The organism is Rhizobium sp. BR 249 (assembly GCF_047445895.1).
In the GTDB taxonomy this organism is placed as follows: Bacteria; Pseudomonadota; Alphaproteobacteria; order Rhizobiales; family Rhizobiaceae; genus Rhizobium.
The window spans coordinates 68,506-82,952 of record NZ_JARWKX010000021.1 but is presented as its reverse complement, the minus strand read 5'-3'; the positions used below and the strand labels follow the sequence as shown (position 1 = coordinate 82,952).

Below are 14,447 nucleotides of genomic sequence, written 5' to 3'. Positions count from 1 at the left end.
GCCGGAATTATCCGGCCGGCCCGGCGCCGTGCAGTCCCAGCCGCCGCGTTATCCCGATGTTCTCAAGGAACGTCTCGTCGTGGCTGACGACGAGCAGTGCGCCGTCATAGGCCCGCAGTCCGGCTTCGACCGCGGCGATCGAATCGATATCGAGGTGATTGGTCGGCTCGTCGAGGATCAGAAGCGGCGGGGGTGCTGCGCCGAGCGTGCAGGCGAGGCCGGCGCGCAGCAATTGCCCGCCGCTCAGTCGAGACCACCTGCAGCGCGGCATCGGCCCTGAACATGAAACGGGCGAGGGCTGCCCGGCAGGTATTTTCGTCGGCTTGCGGATTGATCCGGCGAAAATTATCGCGGATCGAAGCTGACGGATCGAGGAGGCTCACCGTCTGATCGAGCATCGCGAAAGCGGTCATGACGCCGACGGTGCCGGCCCAGGGCTTCAGTTCGCCGGTGACAAGCGAAAGCAGTGTCGTCTTGCCCGAGCCGTTGCTGCCGCTGACGGCGATGTGCTCCGGTCCCGTCATGTCAAAAGAGAGATCGCGGATGATAGGATCGCCCGGCTGATAACCCGCCGTCACGCCATCCATTTTCAGTACCATCTTGTTGGCGGGCAATCCGGTCGGCGGCAATTTCACCGAGAGCGGCTGGAGGATCTCGATCTTTTCGCGTGCTGCCTTTGCCTCTTCCAGTGCCTGGGTGCGCCGGCGTTCGGCAAGGCGGGCATTGTCGCCGCCTGTCGTTTCGCTCCGCTCCTTCATGCCGCCGAGCATGATGCGGGGGATACCGCCCTTGGCGGCCATTTTACGCCCGGCGCGGTCCCTATGCGCCTGATGCTCCACCGTCGCCTGCGCCTTCCTGGCAACCTCCGCCATGCGCCTTTCGGCATCGGCAAGATCGTGCTCGGCGGCCGCAAGCTCGAGAGCCTTGCGTTCGCGATAATGGCTCCAGTTGCCGCCGTAGCGCGCGGCGCCGAGCGACGTCAGCTCGACGATCGCGTCAACGTTTTCGAGCAGTTCCCGATCATGGCTGACGATGATCGCACCTGCCCGCCAACCCGATATCAGCGCGATCACGGCCTCGCGGCCGTCGCGGTCGAGATTGTTTGTGGGTTCGTCGAGCAACAGGAAATCCGGCTCGGCGAAGATCAGGGCGGCAAGCCCGGCGCGTGTGCGCTGCCCGCCGGAAAGTGCGGCAAGTGGCGTCTGTGGTTCTGCGTCGAGCCCGGTGCGATTGAGTGCGGCAGCAATGCGCGTCTCCAGCATCCAATCCGCCGAGGCGAGCTCGTCGGCCGTTGCCGCGCCGGTTCCCGCACGATGAAGAAGTTCAAGCGCCCCGGCCACGCCGAAGAGATCGGCGATGGTTTCATCGGCCGCGACCTGAACGCTTTGACGCAGCACACCGAGGCTGCCGCCGACGGCTATCGTTCCCGACTGCGGCCGGAGATCGCCGGAGACGAGCTTGAGCAGCGTCGTCTTGCCGACGCCGTTGCGTCCGACGAGGCCGGTGCGTTCGGTCCCGAAGCTCAGGTCGAGATCGGAAAAAAGCGACCGCCCGTCAGGCGCGGCCCATGAAATGTGCGAGAGGGTGATGGAGGCAGGCATGGATATGGATTTCCCCGTTGGCAAGGCGAACCGGCTTTGCGATTGGGTTGAAATCCATTGCTGCACACATCCTGTTGAAATGGTCGATGGTGAGGAATCTAGGGAAGAAAGGCGTCGGGTTCAAGGCACGGCAGGTATTCAGGTGGTAGATATGATCTTGTCAGCCTCACATCATGGCGACGGAAAAGTGGGAGTTCGGAGCCCCCTCATCTGCCTGCCGGCATCTTCTCCCCGAGGGGAGGAGAGATATGCGGCGCTGTTCTGCCGTTATTAAACCCACCTATCGCCAATTCGGCGCCTTGCGGCTTGCTTCCCTTCTCCCCAGCGGGGAGAAGGTGCCGGCAGGCGGATGAGGGGGCGCCGGCCTGTACGGAGAACCGGTTCCCGAAACAATTCAGATCGTGACCCTACCGTTTCAAGCTTCCCAATATCCCGCGCACCAGCGCCCGGCCGACTTGGGTCGCCACCGTGCGCGCCACGCTCTTCATTGCGGCCTCCATCACCGTCTCGCGCTGATAACCGGAAGCCCGGCCGCGTGATTGTCCGCGGCCTTGCTGGCTGTCGTCATCGCCGCCGAAGCCCGGTATTGTCCAGCCTGAGGTGGTGCTGCCCGACTGTTGCTGGGCCGCGTCGTCCTGCGCCCGCTTGGCGGCATCGGCGTCCGCTGCCTTCTTTGCTCGGGCCGCGAGAATCTCGAATGCGGATTCGCGGTCGACGTCTTCGTCGTAGACACCGAGAACCGGGCTCCTGTCCATGATCTGCTGACGTTCTGGATCCGTCAGCGGGCCGACGCGGCCTGAAGGCGGGCGGATCAGCGTGCGCTCGACGATCGATGGCGCGCCTTTGGCCTCCAGCGTCGAGACCAGCGCCTCGCCGGTGCCGAGCGTGGTGATGACGGTGGCGCAATCGAAGGCCGGGTTCGGGCGGAACGTGTCGGCTGCCGTCTTCACCGCCTTCTGCTCGCGCGGCGAATAGGCGCGCAACGCATGCTGGACGCGGTTGCCGAGCTGGGCAAGCACCGTTTCCGGCACGTCGAGCGGGTTCTGCGTCACGAAATAGACGCCGACGCCCTTGGAGCGGATCAGCCGGACCACCTGCTCGACGCGTTCGATGAGCACCTTCGGCGCGTCGTTGAAGAGCAGATGCGCTTCGTCGAAGAAAAAGACCAGCTTCGGCTTTTCCGGATCGCCCACTTCCGGCAGTTCCTCGAAGAACTCGGAGAGCAGCCAGAGCAGGAAAGTGGCGTAGAGGCGCGGGTTCATCATCAGCTTGTCGGCGGCAAGCACCGAGATCTGGCCGTAGCCGTTATTGCTGGTGCGCATGATGTCGGTAATCTTCAGCGCCGGCTCGCCGAAGAAGTGCTCGGCGCCCTGCTGCTCAAGAACGAGCAGCGCCCGCTGGATCGAGCCGACCGAAGCCTTGGAGATCAGGCCGTATTGGCTGGAAAGCTCACTGGCGTTCTCGCCCATATAATTGAGCAGCGACGTGAAATCCTTGAGGTCGAGCAGCGGCAGCCCGGCCTGATCGGCGATCTTGAAGGCGATGTTGATGACGCCTTCCTGCGGCTCCGAGGCATCCATCAGCCGGGCGAGCAGCAGCGGTCCCATTTCGGCGACGGTGGTGCGCACCCGATGGCCCTTCTGCCCGAACAGATCCCAGAAAATGACCGGAAACTGGTCGAATTCGTAATCGGCAAAACCGATCTGCTCGGCGCGCTTGGTCAGGAAATCCTTGGTCTCGCCCTTGGCGGCGATGCCGGAAAGGTCGCCCTTGATATCGGCGGCAAAGACCGGGACGCCGGCGCGGGAGAAGCCTTCCGCCAGCACCTGCAGCGTCACCGTCTTGCCGGTGCCGGTGGCGCCGGTGACGAGGCCGTGACGGTTGCCGAATTTCAGGTCGAGATATTCCGGCTTGTTGATGCTGTCATCGGGATTGCGGCTCGCGCCGATGAAAATCTTACCTTCCTCGAGCATTCGGAATGTCTCCCTCGGCCTACGCCGCTTGTGTCGAAAGGCATGGGTTCTTCCGCCGCCTTCATCGAACCATTGTTTCTCTGTTATAAGCAGGGAGGCGGATGCGAACAACTGGTTGCATTGATAGCGAAACCGGACAATGTGCTGGCCGGATGGGCCGCTTGAGTTGCGGCCGAATCTCGATTAACGTTGACGTTAACGTCAAAATAATAAGGAGGCTGACGATGAATGAAATTGTGACTCAGATCGCTGATCGCGTAGGTATCGCGCCGGATCTGGCCGAAAAGGCGCTCGGCATGATGCTCGGCTTCCTGCAGCGCGAAGCTGCCGACGGTCCTGTCGCCCGGATGATCGAGGCGATCCCCGGCGGCGCCGATCTCGTCGCCCAGTTCAACGGCGCAGGTGCCGGCGGCGGCGGTCTCCTCGGCGGGCTGATGAGCGCGCTCGGCGGCGGCGGCATCATGGGCCTCGGCCAGCAGCTGATGGGCGAGGGCCTCGGCATGGGCGAGATCACTTCGCTTGCCAAGGAAACCATCGCCATTGCCAAGCAATACGCCGGCGAGGAGGTCGTCGACGAGGTGGTCGCTTCCGTTCCCGGCCTCAGCCAGTTCGTCTAAACGGCGGCGGAACAGAAAGGCCTCGTGGTATTCGCTGCGGGGCTTTCTATTTTTCCGCGTAGAAGGGAACCGCATGACGGTCTGGCGCCCGCCGCAGCAGATCAGAGTGAAGGTGATCGGTCTTGCCTGGCGGGAAGATCGGCTGCTCGCCGCGGAGGTGGAGGATGACCGCGGCCTCATCAAAGGTGTTCGCCCGCTGGGCGGCTCGATCGAATTCGGCGAAACTCGCGAAGAGGCCCTGCACCGCGAATTCAGGGAGGAGTTGGAGACGGCAATCCGTATCGTCGGTCCGTGGCACCTTCTCGAAAACATCTTCGAGCATCACGGCGCGACCGGTCATGAATTCATCTTCGCCGCCGATATCGAACTGGTCGATTCATCGCTCTACGAGCGCGATGAAATCCGTTACTCCGAACTCGATGAGACCGCAGCGACAGCGCGCTGGTTTGGCCGCGATATGCTGCGTGACGCCCGCATGGAACTCTATCCGACTGGCCTCGAAAACATCCTGTCGCGCTGGTGCGGCTGAGCTGGAAGCACCGCCGCCGCAAGGACCATATTCAATCGCCAAACTTTGATCGTCCGGCCTGCTCCATGGGGAACCACGGAGATCGAATTGCTGTTATTATCGCATCGTTGAAACCAGGAGGAACAGCATCATGCGCAGGTTGATTGCAGCAACTTCGATCGCTCTCCTTAGCCTCTCAGCCCCGGTTCTTGCCCAGTCGAACATGGGCATGGACGCCAGCGGTCGTTTCGACGGCACGCCGCCGCTCGGCACCGCGCCGGGAGCCGAAACGCAAAGCGGACTGACGATCCCGCTCGACTCGTTCGAAACGGGCAGCGTCGGCAGTGAACCATTAAGCGGCCCCGTCGATTGGGCGCGCTGCCCGCCGCGCAAGGCCCGTGGCGCTCTTGCCACGCAGGGCGGCAATAGCGGCGCCTCCGTCAATCCTGCCTGCCCGGACAACAGCGGAAACTGAGAGCGGCGGGGAGAACGGCGTTATTTGCCGTTCTCTTCGCTTCGATGCAGCACAACGCCGAGTTCATGCCACTGCCGCCCGTCGCGCTGGATAAGCTCATCGGCGCAGGCCGGCCCCATGCTGCCCGGCGCGTAGGCGTCGGGCGTGGCCGCATCCTTGCTCCAAATGTCGAGAAAGGGCTGGACGGCCGCCCAGCCGGCCTCGATGCCGTCGGCGCGCTGGAACAGCGTCTGGTCGCCGATGAAGAGGTCATAGAGCAGCGACTCATAGCCGGTCGTCTTGCCGATATCGAACTTGTCAGCATAGCGGAAGTCGAGCGAGACAGGCACGGTATCGACCGAAAGTCCCGGCGACTTGATCGAGATTTCCATGCTCATGCCCTCGTCCGGCTGCACCTGGATGACCAGCCGGTTCGGCGGCAGGCGGCGATTGACTTCGGTTTCGCGGAACTGCGCGAAGGGCACCGGCTGGAAGGTGATGACGATCTCGGTATCGCGCGCTGTCAGCGCCTTGCCGGTCCTGAGGTAGAAGGGCACGCCGGCCCAGCGCCATGTATCGGCATAGAGTTTCAGGGCGACGAAGGTTTCCGTCCGGCTGTCCGGCGAGACGTCCTTGGTGTCGCGAAAGGCCGGAAGCTCGACGCTGTTGAGCGGACCCGCCGCATAGGTGCCGCGTACGCCGTGCGTCTTCGCCTCCTCGGGCGTATAGATGCGCAGAGCTTTCAGCACTTTGCTCTTCTCGTTGCGGATCGCTTCGGCATCGAAGCTGTTCGGCGGCTCCATGGCGATCATCGCCAGCAGCTGGAAGAGATGGTTCGGCACCATGTCGCGCAGCGCGCCTGTCGCATCGTAGAATTTGCCGCGGCTGCCGACATCGACGATCTCGGCAGCAGTGATCTGCACATGGTCGATGTAGCGGCTGTTCCACAAGGACTCGATGATCATGTTGGCAAATCGCGCCGTCATCAGGTTCTGCACCGTTTCCTTGCCGAGGAAATGGTCGAGCCGGTAGACTTGGCTTTCTGCAACCTGAGCAAGGATCTGTGCATTGAGAGCCTGCGCTGAAGCGAGATCGGTGCCGAACGGCTTCTCGATGGCGATCCGGCGGAAGGTGCCGTCCTTTTCGTCGGTCAGGCCATGTGCGGCGAGCTTTTCGACGATCGTTCCGAAGAATGACGGCGGCACGGCAAGATAGAAGGCGGCATTGGCATTCGGCCCCAGCCGCCTGCCGATCTCGATGAAGATCTCATCCTTGGTGAAATCCCCGGGCATATAGGAAATGCGCCGGCGCAGGCTCTCCCACGCCTCATCCTTCACCGTTTGCTCTTCGCCGTGCAGATGGCTCAGGAAATCGTCGAGCCGCCCGCGTAGGAACTCGTCGTCGCCCTGCTCGATGCCGATGCCGAGAATGTGGAGATCCTCGCCGACGAGACGGCTCCGCGTCAGGTTGATGATCGCCGGCACCAGCAGGCGGCGCGTCAGGTCGCCTGTGGCGCCGAAGATGACGAGGGTGACCGGTGGAGTAGGGGCAGCGTCCATGATGTCATCTCCCGAGATTTCGGCCGACTATAATGCCTGCCTGTTTCGCCGCAAGCACCATGAGGGCGAGCGATAACAAGCGTTTGACATCAATTTGAAGTGCGCGCGCGTCGATTTCCGCAACGTGCGCCCATTGGTCGCGATTGAGTTTATGCCTTCACGGCAACCATGAAAATTCTTGGAAATCTGAGCAGCACGCGCCCGTCCGACAGTTTCGGATAGGCTCTTTCCACCCGCTCGAGATAGTCGGCGAGAAATGCCTCGCGATATCTATCACCGGCATGGGAGAGATAGGGCATCAGCCCGGTCCCCTTCACCCATTCGACGATCGCGGCCGCATCGGCCATCGGGTGATTGTAGATGGTGTGCCAGATATCGACGCGCGAGGCTTTGGCGATCAGCCGGGAGTAATAGGTGGACGGCGCAGGTAGTCCCTTGCGACGCACGCTCTTTGCCTCGAAGGCAGCCTTCCAGGGGCCGGCATGCGCGGTCTCCTCCATCGCCAGATGCGAGGGTTCGCCGAGATTGTCGGGCATCTGCACGGCAAGTACGCCGCCGGGAGAAAGCCCGTCCATCAGCCGGTCGAAGATATCGACATGATCGGGCAGCCATTGGAAGACGGCGTTGGCAAAGAGCAGGTCGGCCGGTTCCTGGGGCTGCCAGCTGGCGAGATCCGCCTCGACGAAGGCGGTACCCGGAAGCCGCTTGCGGGCTGCCTCCAGCATGTTCAAATCGCTGTCGAGGCCGGAGATGCCGTCCGCCCCGTAGCGGTCGATGATCAGTTCGGTCGAGTTGCCCGGTCCGCAACCGAGGTCAACGGCGCGGCGAAGGCTCTGCAACGGCACTTGCGCCAGAAGGTCGCGCGCCGGTCTTGTGCGCTCATCCTCGAATTTCACATACTGGCTTGCGGACCATGCCATGGGGTTCACTCCTGCTGTCAGGCCACATCTTCCCTGTCGTGGATGCGGATCTTGTCGATGTTGCGACCGTCGAGTTCAATCAGCAGACACAAGTATTTTGTCCACGCGCCGCCCGTCGAGATCGATGACTTCGAAGCGCCATCCATCCCTCGTGAAGCTCTCGCCCAATTCCGGCAGATGTTTCAACTCTTCCAGCACCAGGCCGGCCACGGTCTGATATTCGAGATCGTCATCGAGCTTAAGGTTCAAGAACTCGGCGAATTCGTCAATCGGCGTCCAGCCGGACACGAGGTACGAACCGTCATCCCGGCGAGCGATGGCCTGTTCATCGACAGGGCCTTCCTGGAGAGCCCCCATGATCGCTTCCAGAATGTCTCCTGATGAAACGATCCCCTCGAAATGACCGTACTCGTCGAAAACCAGGACCATGTGGACGGGCGATTTCCGGATGGCTTCGATGACATTGATGGCAGTCGAAAGGTCCGAAACCACCGGGACATCCTGCGTCAGAGCCTTGATGTCGGCACTGCCGTGTTCGGACATGGCGTCGTAGAAGTCCTTGACCGGAAGGATGCCGATCACCTCGTCCGAGCTGCCTTTCCGAACGGGCAACCGCGACCGTTTCGTCCGGTGCAACTGCGTTCGAATTTCATCGAGGCTGTCGTCGATATCGATGATTTCGACGTCGCGTCGAGGCGTCATGAGCGCCCGGGCGGTGCGGTCCGCCAGCCGCATGACGCCTGAGATCATCGCGGACTCTTCGCTTTCGATCACGCCGGCCGACTGCGCCTCGGCCAGAACGGTCTTGATCTCTTCGTCTGAGACATTGTCGCCGCCTTTTCCCGCTTGGCCGAGCAACTTGAGGACAAGATTTCCGGAGGCGTTCAGCAGCCATACGAGCGGCAGCGCGATCTTCGAAAGGACCGCCATGGCCGGCGCGACCCTTGCCGCAACCGCTTCGGGTTCCCGCAATGCGATCTGCTTTGGAACAAGTTCGCCGACGATCAGGGAGAGATATGTGATCGCCACGACGACGGAACCGACGCCGATGGCGTCAGCGGCCGCCGATGATATCCCCTGGGCCACCAGCCATCCGGCCAGGCGGCCGCCAAGCGTGGCTCCCGAGAACGCGCCCGAGAGAACGCCGACCAGCGTGATGCCGATCTGCACGGTCGAGAGAAAACGGCCGGGGTTTTCGGCAAGTTTGATCGCTTGAGCTGCCCCCTTGCTTCCATTGTCGGAGAGAACCTTCAGGCGGGCCGTTCGAGAAGACACGACGGCCAGTTCAGACATGGCGAGCACACCATTCAGGATGGTGAGAAACGCCACAATTCCAATTTCCAGAAACACAGGGACCCTATTCGTTGAGGTTGTAATGCCGCATTCATCAGGCGACGCGGCGAGGCACGGTCGTCGTCACGGAGGACCACTCCTCTGAAGTGAAATTCATATGCCGTGGGCAAGAGGAGGCCGGCCATAAGGGGGCTGTCAGCGGCGAGGCTCCGGAAAGCGGCCCTTTCTGCGCAAGTCGTGACAGGCCCAGGACGCGGCGGAGATCGCGACGCCGTCTACAATGGCCACCCGCGTCTTCGGCCGGGAGATCCCGGCTGGAACGGGCGGAACGTGTACTGGATGGGTCGCTGTCAGGCATGGCGCAATTTTGGCGGTGAAACCGATCCGGCGCAAGAGGCGCCGGGCGAAAATCATTGTACCACACTGATATGACAGTTTCGAAAACGGCGGCGCTGTGTTCTGGGCAAGAGTTTTGGGGAGTTTTCTGACATTTCTGCGTGATGCCGAAAATCGCTCGAAACGTTCCGGCATCACTGCTCCTGCGCCGTCAGGCCGCCAGGATGGTGATCCCGTAAGCATTGGCGGCCGCCGTCATGCGGGCGATGGTCTCAGCCGAAGGGCTGGACTTCGGTGGCTCGGTCGTGCCTTCCGCTTCGATGAATTCGGCCATCTCCCGATCGACGACCGCGGAAAAGACCGCAGGGACAGTTCCGCGATTGGAGTAGCCGTGGACCATGAAGGGCGCGATGGTGACGATGTCTCCGGCTCCGGCCTCGATCTCTTCGGGACCGTTGTCGGTGAGACGCCAGATCGTCAGGCGCCCCTCCAGGATGCGGAACACCTCAGGACTGGCATGCGCATGTTTCGGCGTCCGGCTGCCGGGCGGCACGGTGACGTCGAAGATGTTGAGCCAATTTCCGCGGAGACGAAGCCGCCGTTCGATCCGGTCGCCCAGGACGAAAAATCGCTTCTCGTTCTCGGCATGCTTTTTCACAAATGAGTTGGACATCATGTCTCTTTCTTTTTCTTGCGGGCGCAGCCGATAGGCCTTTGCGCCGCTTTTGGCAACAGCCCGATGCCGGGATCGCCGTGCCAGTCTCCGCGACGGCACCGGCTCTGACGCCAAGATCCAGGCTTCCCGCGCATCGATGCATCATGAAGCCGATGAGCGGTGATATCGGTGTGGCGGGTTGCTTTCGCAAGGCCTGTGCGGCTGCGGCAATTGCGCTAGGTCGTCCCGGCCGCCCTTTGAGGGCGCTGCGCCTGTAATACCGCCGACACAGAAGGAGCTCATAGAACGCGGCGGCTGTTCCGGCCCTCCACGCCCCCTCGCATTCACCTTTACGGAGCGCATCCATGTCTTCTCTTCCCGTCGTCGGCGCCGCCGTGACGCTCGATGAAGTCGAGCTTCACCGTGATTGGCTTTTCGAAAAGCCCCGCGATCTCGAATTGCAAAGCTTCGTCGATGCCGACACCCTGAACGGCGACTGGACGCCGCTCGCCGCCCGCGCCAGGCGGCTGCTCGACGGTCATGCCGGCCGTCTCGGCATTCACGGCCCGTTCTGGGGTTTCACCATCGCCTCGGAAGATCCCGATATCCGCGCCGTCGTCAGCAGACGTCTGCTGCAGGGCCTCGATGTCTGCGCCGCCATCGGCGCGACGCAGATGGTCGTCCACAGTCCCTACACCTCATGGTCCTACAACAACCTCGACAATAATGACGGCGCTCGCGAGGAGCTGATCGAGCGCGTGCATCTGACGCTGCGCGATGCCGTCAGGCGCGCCGAGGATATCGGCTGCACCATGGTCATCGAAAACATCGAGGACAAGGATCCGCATATCCGCGTGGCGCTCGCCGAAAGCTTCAATTCATCGGCCGTCGCCGTCTCGATCGATACCGGCCACGCCCATTATGCCCATGGTTATACCGGTGCTCCGCCTGTGGATTATTACATCAAGGCTGCCGGCAACCACCTGCAGCATGTCCATCTGCAGGATGCCGACGGATACGCCGATCGCCATTGGAGCCTCGGCGAAGGCTCGATCCACTGGCGCGCCGTCTTTGCGGCACTTGGCAGGCTCGACAGCAACCCGCGTCTGATCATCGAGATCAAGGACAAGTCGAAGATACCGGCGTCTGCGGCCTATCTCGCCTCGATTGGGGTGGCTGAATAGGGCGGGTTGCAAAGCGGAGAACCTGTGAAGCCCTATCTTATGGGATGACCAAGTCGCGGCTAGGTTCCCTCTTCTCCCCGCTGGGGAGAAGCGGAATCGTGGCAACGGCTTACTTCCTCCGACGCTCGTCACAGGCGAGAGAGCACCATTCCCTCACGAAAACCGCGTGATCACGCTGATGCCCGTCGCCTCCGCCTTGTCGAGCGCCATTAGCGCCGGCACGGCTTCTTCCAGGCTGACTCGCCGTCCGATCAGCTTCTGCGGCGCGATCTTGCCGGAGGCGAGCATCGACAGCATGGCGTCGTAACGCCAGGCCTGCATGCCGTGGCTGCCGTAGATCTCCAGTTCGTGGCCGATCACCTGCGCCATCGGGATCTGAGGTGCGGCGTGCTCGCCAAGCATCAGCCCCACCTGCACATGCCGCCCGCGCCGGCGCAGGTTCTTGATCGAGTTGAAGCAGGTGGCGGGATGGCCGAGCGCGTCGATCGAGACATGCGCGCCGCCCTTGGTGATCTCGCGCACGGCCTCCGCGACGTCTGCGACGCCTGACGCATTGACGGTCGCCACTGCGCCGCAGCTGCGTGCGAAGGCGAGCTTCTCTTCCGAAATGTCGATGCCGATCGCATTGGCCCCGAGCGCGGTGGCGATCATGATCGCCGAAAGGCCGACACCGCCGCAGCCATGCACGGCGATCCATTCGCCGGGGCCGGTGCGCGCCTGGTCGGCGACGGCGCGAAACGAGGTGGCGAAGCGGCAGCCGAGACTTGCCGCCGTTGCATCGTCGATCGTGTCCGGCAGATGCACCAGATTGGTGTCTGCATAATCGATCGCCACATATTCGGCGAAGGAGCCCCAATGGGTGAAGCCCGGCTGGAACTGGTTGGGGCAGACCTGCTGGTTGCCGGAATGGCATTCGCCGCAACGGCCGCAGCCCGAAACGAAAGGCACGGTCACCCGGTCACCGACCTTGAAACGCATCACGCCGCGGCCGGTGGCGACGATCCGCCCGGCAAGCTCGTGTCCCGGCACATGCGGCAGGAGGATATCAGGGTCGTGTCCCATCCAGCCGTGCCAGTCGCTGCGGCAGAGTCCGCTTGCGCCGACCGCGATGACGACACCGTCTTCGGCCGGGGTGGGATCGGGCAGGGTGCGGATCTCGGGCGCCTTTTCGAAGGCTTCGTAAAACATGGCTTTCATCGGCGTCTTCCCTTGCTGCCTATCCGAGATTCCCCGACATGATGACATGCGGCGGGCAGACGTTCCAATATTCGATTCCATCACTTTTGCTGATGCACCCATCGCTTCAGCGCTTGCCATTGCGCACGAATATTGCGGCGCGATGCCGTCCTCCGGCATTTTCTTGCTTCCGTATTTTGGCGTCGGATTTGTCCTTGACCCGGCTCGCCGCCGGGGTTTTTGCTTTCCCGGCGTCATAAGGGAGGGCAAAATGGCCGTCGATACATCACCGCGCTCAACCACCTGGACCCATGTCGATGGAGAATGGCTCCCCGGCAATCCGCCGCTGATCGGGCCCACTTCGCATGCCATGTGGCTCGGCTCCACGGTCTTCGACGGCGCCCGCTGGTTCGACGGCATCGCCCCGGATCTCGACCTGCACTGCCAGCGCATCAACCGCTCCGCACTTGCCATTGGGCTGAAGCCGGTGAAATCGGCCGAGGAGATCGCAGCGCTTGCCTGGGAAGGCGTTGAGAAATTCGACGGCGCCACGGCGATCTACATCAAGCCGATGTATTGGGGTGAGCACGGTTCGCCCGGCAGCATCGTCTCCGTCGACGCCGAATCGACCCGTTTCGCGCTCTGCCTGTTCGAGGCGCCGATGGGCGGCCATGGCGGCACGAGCCTTACCGTCTCTCCCTATCGGCGCCCGTCACCGGAAACCGCGATGACCGAGGCCAAGACCGGATCGCTCTACCCGAACAGCGGCCGCATGATCGCGGAGGCCCGCAGCCGCGGCTTCGACAATGCGCTGGTGCGCGATCTGAACGGCAACGTCGTCGAAACGGCCTCCTCGAACGTCTTCCTGGTGCGTGACGGCGTGGTAGTGACACCGGCCGCCAACCGCACCTTCCTCGCCGGCATCACCCGCGCCCGCGTCATCGGCCTCTTGCGCAAGGCCGGTTTCGATGTGGTCGAAGCAACGCTTTCCGTCGAAGATTTCATACAGGCCGACGAAATCTTCACCACCGGCAACTATTCCAAGGTCGTCGGCGTCACCCGCCTCGACGGCCGGGATTTCCAGGAAGGCCCGGTCACCCGCAAGGCGCTGGATCTCTACATGGACTGGGCCCACGGCAGGAGCGAGAGCGAGGAGTGAGCCGCGATCCCGCGAAGCGGGAGCAATCGATCCAGTGAATCGATTGCAGCGGCGAACGCCCGGAGCGCAAGCGCAGGGCTGGCGCGATCTTGTGAAAACCGTTTGGAAGCCTTCGCCTTCCGCTCCCTTTCCGTCATAGTGCTTGAGAGTTCTACAGAGCAAGAAAGAATCCCATGACCATTCTGGCTGACGAACAAGGCGACATTATCCGTGAGCTCGGCGTTGCCGCCGATATTGATCCCGAACATGAGATCGAACGGCGAACTGCTTTCCTCAAGGATTATCTCGTGGCCTCAGGCCTGCGCAGCTATGTCCTCGGCATCAGCGGCGGCGTCGATTCGCTGACGGCCGCCCTGCTGGCCCAAAAGGCGGTACGTGAGCTGCGCGACAGCGGTCATGCGGCAGAGTTCATCGCCGTGCGGCTTCCCTATGGTGTTCAGGCGGACGAGGCCGATGCGAACCGGGCGCTGGAAACGATCGGCGCCGACCGCTCGATGGTGGTCAACATCAAGGCCGCGGCGGATGGGATGTTGGCCGCCGCTCAGACCGGTGGCCTCGCCTTCGCCGATGCCGGCCGGCAGGATTTCATCTTCGGCAACATCAAGGCCCGCCAGCGCATGATCGCTCAATTCGCCTTGGCCGGTGCGCTCGGCGGCCTCGTCATCGGCACCGATCATGCGGCCGAGGCCGTCATGGGCTTCTTCACCAAATTCGGCGACGGCGCAGCCGATATCCTGCCGCTCGCCGGCCTCAACAAGCGCCGCGTCCGCCTGTTGGCAAAGACGCTCGGTGCGCCTGACGAACTGGTCTTCAAGGTGCCGACGGCTGACCTCGAGGACCAGCGGCCGCTGCGTCCCGACGAGGAGGCCTATGGCGTCACCTATGACGAAATCGACGATTTCCTCGAAGGCAAGCCGGTCGGCGAGATCTCCCGCCGCCGCATCCTCGCCGCCTATCGGGCGACCGCCCATAAGCGCGCGCTGCCGGTCGCCGTCAACGCTCTCTGAGGATC

At 62.7% G+C, this 14,447-nt stretch carries 13 protein-coding genes and 1 pseudogene; 7 read left to right on the top strand and 7 right to left on the bottom strand.

Annotated features, from left to right (window positions below; translation table 11 throughout):
* Nucleotides 1-7 precede the first annotated feature (7 nt).
* Nucleotides 8-1,601 (bottom strand): annotated as a pseudogene (locus QD408_RS19655) (ABC-F family ATP-binding cassette domain-containing protein).
* On the opposite strand from QD408_RS19655, the gene QD408_RS19650 reads away from it, so the two are divergent.
* Nucleotides 1,600-1,875: a hypothetical protein gene (locus QD408_RS19650; protein ID WP_414140450.1), complete on the top strand. Its 276-nt coding sequence runs from the start codon at nt 1,600-1,602 to the stop codon at nt 1,873-1,875. The pseudogene QD408_RS19655 and the gene QD408_RS19650 overlap by 2 nt on opposite strands.
* A gap of 133 nt (nt 1,876-2,008) precedes the next feature.
* On the opposite strand, the gene QD408_RS19645 is transcribed toward QD408_RS19650, so the two are convergent.
* Nucleotides 2,009-3,574 (bottom strand): helicase HerA-like C-terminal domain-containing protein, encoded by a 1,566-nt coding sequence (locus tag QD408_RS19645; protein WP_414140449.1) that lies wholly within the window; start codon nt 3,572-3,574, stop codon nt 2,009-2,011.
* Nucleotides 3,575-3,798: 224 nt separating this feature from the next.
* Here QD408_RS19645 and QD408_RS19640 point away from each other — a divergent pair, with 224 nt between their 5' ends.
* The 3 genes from QD408_RS19640 (at nt 3,799) to QD408_RS19630 (ending at nt 5,174) form a co-directional block, all read left to right on the top strand.
* Nucleotides 3,799-4,191: a hypothetical protein gene (locus tag QD408_RS19640; RefSeq protein WP_088682220.1), complete on the top strand. Its 393-nt coding sequence runs from the start codon at nt 3,799-3,801 to the stop codon at nt 4,189-4,191.
* 73 nt (nt 4,192-4,264) lie between these two features.
* Nucleotides 4,265-4,720, top strand: coding sequence for an NUDIX hydrolase (locus QD408_RS19635; protein WP_414140448.1), 456 nt, complete (start codon nt 4,265-4,267; stop codon nt 4,718-4,720).
* 130 nt (nt 4,721-4,850) lie between these two features.
* Nucleotides 4,851-5,174 carry a hypothetical protein gene (locus QD408_RS19630; protein WP_088682223.1) on the top strand — a complete coding sequence of 108 codons (324 nt, stop codon included), beginning with the start codon at nt 4,851-4,853 and terminating at the stop codon, nt 5,172-5,174.
* Nucleotides 5,175-5,194: 20 nt separating this feature from the next.
* Here QD408_RS19630 and zwf read toward each other — a convergent pair whose 3' ends face one another.
* The 4 genes from zwf to QD408_RS19610 form a co-directional block, all read right to left on the bottom strand.
* Nucleotides 5,195-6,712, bottom strand: coding sequence for a glucose-6-phosphate dehydrogenase (gene zwf, locus QD408_RS19625; protein ID WP_414140447.1), 1,518 nt, complete (start codon nt 6,710-6,712; stop codon nt 5,195-5,197).
* Between the two features lie 149 nt (nt 6,713-6,861).
* Nucleotides 6,862-7,632, bottom strand: a complete 771-nt coding sequence (gene tam, locus QD408_RS19620) for a trans-aconitate 2-methyltransferase (protein WP_088682225.1) — start codon at nt 7,630-7,632, stop codon at nt 6,862-6,864.
* 75 nt (nt 7,633-7,707) lie between these two features.
* On the bottom strand, nt 7,708-8,982 hold the full coding sequence (locus tag QD408_RS19615) for a hemolysin family protein (protein WP_088682226.1): 1,275 nt from the start codon (nt 8,980-8,982) through the stop codon (nt 7,708-7,710).
* A 490-nt stretch (nt 8,983-9,472) separates the two neighbouring features.
* Nucleotides 9,473-9,937, bottom strand: coding sequence for a cupin domain-containing protein (locus QD408_RS19610; RefSeq protein WP_414140446.1), 465 nt, complete (start codon nt 9,935-9,937; stop codon nt 9,473-9,475).
* A gap of 344 nt (nt 9,938-10,281) precedes the next feature.
* On the opposite strand from QD408_RS19610, the gene QD408_RS19605 reads away from it, so the two are divergent.
* A complete protein-coding gene (locus QD408_RS19605) occupies nt 10,282-11,100 on the top strand; it encodes a sugar phosphate isomerase/epimerase family protein (RefSeq protein ID WP_414140445.1) in 819 nt (272 codons plus the stop codon).
* A 153-nt stretch (nt 11,101-11,253) separates the two neighbouring features.
* Here QD408_RS19605 and QD408_RS19600 read toward each other — a convergent pair whose 3' ends face one another.
* Complete coding sequence (locus QD408_RS19600) at nt 11,254-12,297, bottom strand: zinc-dependent alcohol dehydrogenase family protein (protein WP_414140444.1); 1,044 nt, start codon at nt 12,295-12,297, stop codon at nt 11,254-11,256.
* A gap of 250 nt (nt 12,298-12,547) precedes the next feature.
* Between QD408_RS19600 and QD408_RS19595 the strand changes: the two genes are divergently transcribed.
* A complete protein-coding gene (locus QD408_RS19595; protein WP_414140443.1) occupies nt 12,548-13,435 on the top strand; it encodes a branched-chain amino acid aminotransferase in 888 nt (295 codons plus the stop codon).
* A 173-nt stretch (nt 13,436-13,608) separates the two neighbouring features.
* Nucleotides 13,609-14,442, top strand: coding sequence for an ammonia-dependent NAD(+) synthetase (nadE, locus tag QD408_RS19590; RefSeq protein WP_414140442.1), 834 nt, complete (start codon nt 13,609-13,611; stop codon nt 14,440-14,442).
* The last annotated feature ends 5 nt before the right edge of the window (nt 14,443-14,447 follow it).

Bases quoted from the DNA above. Each gene is read 5' to 3' on its own strand.
- QD408_RS19630 (WP_088682223.1), top strand. From the start codon at position 4,851: ATGCGCAGGTTGATTGCAGCAACTTCGATCGCTCTCCTTAGCCTCTCA.
- QD408_RS19650 (WP_414140450.1), top strand. From the start codon at position 1,600: ATGGATATGGATTTCCCCGTTGGCAAGGCGAACCGGCTTTGCGATTGG.
- QD408_RS19610 (WP_414140446.1), bottom strand. From the start codon at position 9,937: ATGATGTCCAACTCATTTGTGAAAAAGCATGCCGAGAACGAGAAGCGA.
- QD408_RS19635 (WP_414140448.1), top strand. From the start codon at position 4,265: ATGACGGTCTGGCGCCCGCCGCAGCAGATCAGAGTGAAGGTGATCGGT.
- QD408_RS19640 (WP_088682220.1), top strand. From the start codon at position 3,799: ATGAATGAAATTGTGACTCAGATCGCTGATCGCGTAGGTATCGCGCCG.
- tam (WP_088682225.1), bottom strand. From the start codon at position 7,632: ATGGCATGGTCCGCAAGCCAGTATGTGAAATTCGAGGATGAGCGCACA.
- QD408_RS19605 (WP_414140445.1), top strand. From the start codon at position 10,282: ATGTCTTCTCTTCCCGTCGTCGGCGCCGCCGTGACGCTCGATGAAGTC.
- QD408_RS19600 (WP_414140444.1), bottom strand. From the start codon at position 12,297: ATGAAAGCCATGTTTTACGAAGCCTTCGAAAAGGCGCCCGAGATCCGC.
- zwf (WP_414140447.1), bottom strand. From the start codon at position 6,712: ATGGACGCTGCCCCTACTCCACCGGTCACCCTCGTCATCTTCGGCGCC.
- QD408_RS19645 (WP_414140449.1), bottom strand. From the start codon at position 3,574: ATGCTCGAGGAAGGTAAGATTTTCATCGGCGCGAGCCGCAATCCCGAT.
- QD408_RS19595 (WP_414140443.1), top strand. From the start codon at position 12,548: ATGGCCGTCGATACATCACCGCGCTCAACCACCTGGACCCATGTCGAT.
- nadE (WP_414140442.1), top strand. From the start codon at position 13,609: ATGACCATTCTGGCTGACGAACAAGGCGACATTATCCGTGAGCTCGGC.